Below are 4,898 nucleotides of genomic sequence, written 5' to 3' on the forward strand. Positions count from 1 at the left end.
CACGCCCTCCCGGTCGGTGGTGTGGTCGTCCGCGAAACGACGGTCACCCGTCGCGTCCGGCACGTACTTCACACAGACAACGATCCTCAAGCTCACGGCCTGTCTCCTGTACTGGTCTCGTCCGGCGGCTGCGGCTGTGCAAGCGGGCGCGAACACGGCACGCACCCGCTCCGGGCAGCGTGTTCCCGTGCCGGTCCGGAACTTCCTGGCAGCATACTCGCCGGTAGCTCAGTGGTCACTACTGGCCAGTAGCTTACGCCGCCGGGCCCGGCCGGACGCCCCGCAAGGTGCCCGCGACGGCCCCGGAGACCCCGGATCCGGACGAGCGGCGGGACGGCCTGCACTTGCCGTCAGCGCCCATCCTGCCCCAGCCCGCCCCCGGTACCACCTGACGGGGCGGCACGTCGGTGCGCGGGTCCCCCGCCGGAGCGGCGCAGTGCGCCGGTGGCGCCGGTCAGACCGCCTCGCCCAGCGCCGCGATCACGTCCGCCCTGCGCGGCAGCCCGGCCGCCCGGCGCACCACCCGGCCACCCGCGTCCAGCACCAGCACGGTGGGCGTCCGCAGGATCTCCAGCCGGCGGACCAGCTCCAGCCGCGCCTCCGCGTCCAGCTCGACGTGCGCGACCCCCTCGACCATGCCCGCCACCTCGCCGAGCACCCGGCGGGTCGCCCGGCAGGGCTGGCAGAAGGCGGTCGAGAACTGGACCAGCGTGGCCCGCTCGCCCAACGGCTCGCCCAGATCCTCCACGGACAGCCGCACCGCCCCGTCCTTCGTGCGCACCCGCAGCCTCCCGTCGCGCTTGGCCCGCAGCAGCCCGAACGCGCCCGCCACCGCGAGCACGACGACGCACACCACCAACCCGGTCATCCCCCCAGTCTGCGCCAGGGCCGCCCGGCTCCCGCAAGCAGGTCGACCGCCGGGGCCGGACCGCCGTACGATCGCCGGGTGGACTCCGACCGCCCCGCACAGCTGCTGCTGACCACCCGCCGTGTGGTCGACCTGTGCCGGGCCACGGCCTCGCGCTGTCGCTGACGCGCCCCGCCGTCGCCCTCTCCCCGCGCCCACTCCCGGAGTCCCCGTGCAGATCGACCCCCGCGGCCCGCGCTTCGCCGCCGTGCTCACCACCCTCGTCCTGATCGCCGTCCTGCTCACCGGCAGCTGGCTTCTGCTCGCCCTCCAGGCCGTCGTCTTCGCCCTCGGCGCCGTCGGAGGCCTGCACCGCTCCCCGTACGGCGGGCTGTACCGCACGCTCGTCCGCCCCCGGCTGGCACCGCCCACCGAAACCGAGGACGAGCGCCCACCGCGCTTCGCCCAGGGGGTCGGCCTGGCCTTCGCCGGCGTCGGCACGCTCGGCTTCCTCACCGGAGTGACCTGGCTCGGGCTGCTGGCCACCGGCTTCGCGCTGGCCGCGGCCTTCCTCAACGCCGCCTTCGGCTACTGCCTCGGCTGCGAGATGTACCTGAGCGTCCGCCGCGCCCAGGGCCGCCTCGACCCCGCCGCCTGAGCCCGCCGGGCGACCGGCTTCCGCCCACTGTCGCCCGGCACCACCGGAAGGTTCCCGTCCGACCCATCACGGAGATCACACCGCCGGATCGCGTCCGGCGACCCGGTTCAGGTGACAGCGGGCACCCGTTCGGGGGATCATCTCCGTGTATCACCCGTGGCCGCCGCGGCGTGCCGCGCCTCCGGTCGGCCCCCACCGCACGGCCCGGGTACCGCCGTACCGGGCCGCCAGAGCCCGTGGGAAGTCAGGACTGACCGTGGCTGAGTTCGTGTACCCGCCGGTAATCGGCGCCGCACTGACCGTCTTCCGCGCGCTCGACGTGCGCATCAAGATCGTCGGCGCCGAGAACATCCCCGCCAAGGGCGGAGCGGTCCTGGTGAGCAATCACATCAGCTACCTGGACTTCCTCTTCGCCGGCCTCGGCGCCTACCGCGGCGGCAAGCGAAAGACCCGCTTCATGGCCAAGGACGACGTCTTCCGGCACAGCATCTCCGGCCCGCTGATGCGCGGCATGAAGCACATCCCGGTCGACCGCACCGACGGCCAGCCCGCCTACGAGGCCGCGGTGAGCGCGCTGCGCGCCGGCGAGGTCGTCGGAGTCTTCCCCGAGGCGACCATCAGCCGCTCGTTCATGCTGAAGAAGTTCAAGACCGGCGCCGCCCGGATGGCCTCCGACTCCGGCGCCCCCCTGCTGCCGGTCATCCTCTGGGGCACCCAGCAGCTCTGGACCAAGGGCCGCCCCAAGACCCTCACCAAGCGGCACGTTCCGGTCACCATCATGATCGGCAAGCCGATCAAGCTGGAGCCCGGCGACAAGCCCGTGATGGTCACCCGCCGGCTGCGCGCCGCGATGAGCGAGATGCTGGACATCGCCCAGCGCGAGTACCCCGGCAAGCCGAGCGGCCCGGACGACACCTGGTGGATGCCCGCCCAGCTCGGCGGCACCGCGCCCACCCTGGAGATCGCCGAGGCCGAGGACGAGGCGGAGGCCACCGCCCGGGCCGAACGCCGCGCGGCCCGGGACTGACCGACCGGTCAGCGGCCCGCCGGGGGCCGGCCCATCCGGTCCGCCCCCGGTCCGTCCCCGGTCCGTCCGTACTGAGGCCCTCCGCGCCCGGCCCCGCCGAACCCGCCTGTGCGCACCCTCCTATGCGCGGCACCCGACCGGTCCACGCTCGATCCATCCGTGCCCGATCGGTCAACCGGACGGTCGGCTCTTCATACTCCGTGTGACCGACCAGTCCCGGAGCGTCGCGTGTCGCCCGCCCGTCCGCACTCCCGATCTGCCACAGTGACAGCTCCTTCGGGGCCCTGTCCTGCACCAGATACGGAGATGACACGGCGATGACCGGCAAACGGCAGCTGCCACTCACCACCACGGCCCGTACCCGCGCCCGCGCAGGTGCGGGCCTTCTGCTGGCCGGCGCCCTGCTCACCGGGTGCGGCGCCGAGCCGGGCGAGATCCCGCTCAGCGAGATCCGGTCCGAGCCCCCCTCAGCGAGTCCCACACCCGAGCCCGCCGTCGCCGTCTCCGTCCCGACCTCCGGCGCCGTGGCACCCGCCGGAGCCGTCACAGCCACCCGGCACAACGGCCTCATCGCCGGCCGGATCTTCCTCGACAGCGCGCACACGACCAGCGCCCTCTTCACCGTCGCCTCCGACGGCAGCGGCGACCACCAGCTCACCCAGCCGCCCGCCCAGACCCGCGACGACCACCCCGACTGGTCACCCGACGGCACCACGCTGGCCTTCGACCGCACGGACGGCGAGTCATCCGGCCGGATCTGGACGATCGGCGCCGACGGCGCGAACGCCCGCCAGATCGGCCCGCTCTGCGAGGCCGGCGCCCCCGACTGCACCAACGAGGCGGAGGTCACCCCCGCCTTCTCCCCCGACGGCACGCAGATCGCCTTCAGCCGTACCTGGGGCGCCACCGACTCGACGGCCGACCAGATCCAGTACAGCGACCTCTATGCCATGAGCCCGGACGGCACCAACGTCCAGCGGCTGACCTTCCTCACCAACGACAAGCCGTACTCCGGCAGCGTCACCAACCCCGCCTGGTCACCCGACGGCAAGCAGATCGTCTTCTCCTACCAGACCAGCGCCACCGGCCAGCCCGCCAACAGCCGCGCCCTCTACCTCGTCAACGCCGACGGCACCGGCCTGCGCCAGCTCACCCCCTGGGAGCTGCGCGCCGGCGACCGGGCGAACTGGTCCCCCGACGGCAGCCAGATCGTCTTCACCACCTACCCGGCCGGCTCCGACGGCACCCCCGGCGGCGGCATCTACACCGTCCACCCCGACGGCACCGCCATCGGCGCCCTCACCCCCGGCCCGTCCGACGTCTTCTACGGCGCCGCCGCCTACTCCCCCGACGGCACATCGATCGCCTTCACCCAGGCCCCGGCCAACGGCAACGCCGAGCTGTTCACCATGAAGAGCGACGGCTCGAACGTCGCCCCGATCACCAGCACCACCGACCGCTGGGAAAGCCGGCCGGCGTGGGGCACGGCCGTGGCCCCCTAGCCGGGGCGCCGACCTGTCACGAAGCCGTCGGCTGCGGGCTCATCGCACGCTCGTACAGCTTGTCCCGCGTCCGCTTGAGCAGTTCGGCGGCCTTCTTCTGTGACGCCTGCTCCGCCTTGTCGAGCGCGCCCGGGTAATCCGCGGACATCTCCGCGCCCGCGCCGTAGTCGACGTCGACCGTCACACGCAGATTCCCGTCGCAGATTCCCGACTTGAAGGTCAGTTGGTCGACCGGCCCGGGGATGGTGTCGGTGAGCGGATGCCGGACCGCCAACCGGTAGCCCTCCTGGCCGAGCCCCCCGCCGTCGGTCTTCTCGAACTTTCGCGTCTCGGTCGGCTTGGGCCCGCCCAGCGGGGACTTGGCGATGTCCGCCTCGACCTCCAGCCAGTGGCAGCCGCGGGCCGCCTCGAAGAGGGTCACGTCGATGCTCACCCGCCAGTCCTCCGTTGCCGTTCCGCCGTCGTAGCTGCAGCTGATCGTCTTGGACGGGTCGCTCGCGATCCCCTCGCTCGTCACCGGTATGGAGCTCCTCAGCTGCCCCGGCAGGCCAGGGTCACCCACCGCCGCACAGAGGTCGCCGACCGTGCGGTACCAGCCGACGTGGCTCGCTTTGCCGTCGGCGCTGTTTCCACCACTGCTGGTGCCGTCGTTTCCGCAGGCGGCGAGGAACACGAGGCCGGCAGCCACGAGAGCGGCCGCACCGGTACGGGTAATTCGGTTTCGAGTCGTCACGGCGCCAGGCTAGAGCCGGCGGCCTGTCGGTGTCCCGGAAATGCAAAGAACCCCCGATCCGTGACGGATCGGGGGTTCTTTGTGAATGATTGTTCGGCGGCGTCCTACTCTCCCACAGGGTCCCCCCTGCA

At 72.6% G+C, this 4,898-nt stretch carries 5 protein-coding genes and 1 pseudogene; 3 read left to right on the forward strand and 3 right to left on the reverse strand.

Annotation, left to right across the window (positions count from 1 at the left end; all coding sequences use genetic code 11):
• Both ACZ5WK_RS40065 and ACZ5WK_RS40070 read right to left on the reverse strand, forming a co-directional pair.
• Positions 1-96, reverse strand: a pseudogene (locus tag ACZ5WK_RS40065) (electron transfer flavoprotein subunit beta); the annotation flags it as partial.
• A gap of 358 nt (positions 97-454) precedes the next feature.
• Positions 455-868 (reverse strand): thioredoxin family protein, encoded by a 414-nt coding sequence (locus ACZ5WK_RS40070; protein ID WP_465555475.1) that lies wholly within the window; start codon positions 866-868, stop codon positions 455-457.
• Positions 869-1,079: 211 nt separating this feature from the next.
• Here ACZ5WK_RS40070 and ACZ5WK_RS40075 point away from each other — a divergent pair, with 211 nt between their 5' ends.
• From ACZ5WK_RS40075 to ACZ5WK_RS40085, 3 genes are all read left to right on the forward strand, one after another.
• On the forward strand, positions 1,080-1,505 hold the full coding sequence (locus tag ACZ5WK_RS40075) for a DUF4395 domain-containing protein (RefSeq protein ID WP_465555477.1): 426 nt from the start codon (positions 1,080-1,082) through the stop codon (positions 1,503-1,505).
• 256 nt (positions 1,506-1,761) lie between these two features.
• The gene (locus tag ACZ5WK_RS40080; protein ID WP_465555479.1) at positions 1,762-2,532 is read left to right on the forward strand and encodes a lysophospholipid acyltransferase family protein; all 771 of its coding nucleotides are present in this window, start codon (positions 1,762-1,764) and stop codon (positions 2,530-2,532) included.
• 317 nt (positions 2,533-2,849) lie between these two features.
• Entirely contained in the window at positions 2,850-4,034 is a 1,185-nt protein-coding gene (locus tag ACZ5WK_RS40085; RefSeq protein WP_465555481.1) for a TolB family protein, read from the forward strand.
• 16 nt (positions 4,035-4,050) lie between these two features.
• Here ACZ5WK_RS40085 and ACZ5WK_RS40090 read toward each other — a convergent pair whose 3' ends face one another.
• Complete coding sequence (locus ACZ5WK_RS40090) at positions 4,051-4,767, reverse strand: hypothetical protein (protein ID WP_465555483.1); 717 nt, start codon at positions 4,765-4,767, stop codon at positions 4,051-4,053.
• Positions 4,768-4,898 lie beyond the last annotated feature (131 nt).

The sequence above is a fragment of the Kitasatospora sp. NPDC032757 genome (genome assembly GCF_055579305.1).

What these genes read in the sequence shown, in the direction of transcription:
- ACZ5WK_RS40085 (WP_465555481.1), top strand. Translation starts at nt 2,850, where the DNA reads ATGACCGGCAAACGGCAGCTGCCACTCACCACCACGGCCCGTACCCGC.
- ACZ5WK_RS40070 (WP_465555475.1), bottom strand. Translation starts at nt 868, where the DNA reads ATGACCGGGTTGGTGGTGTGCGTCGTCGTGCTCGCGGTGGCGGGCGCG.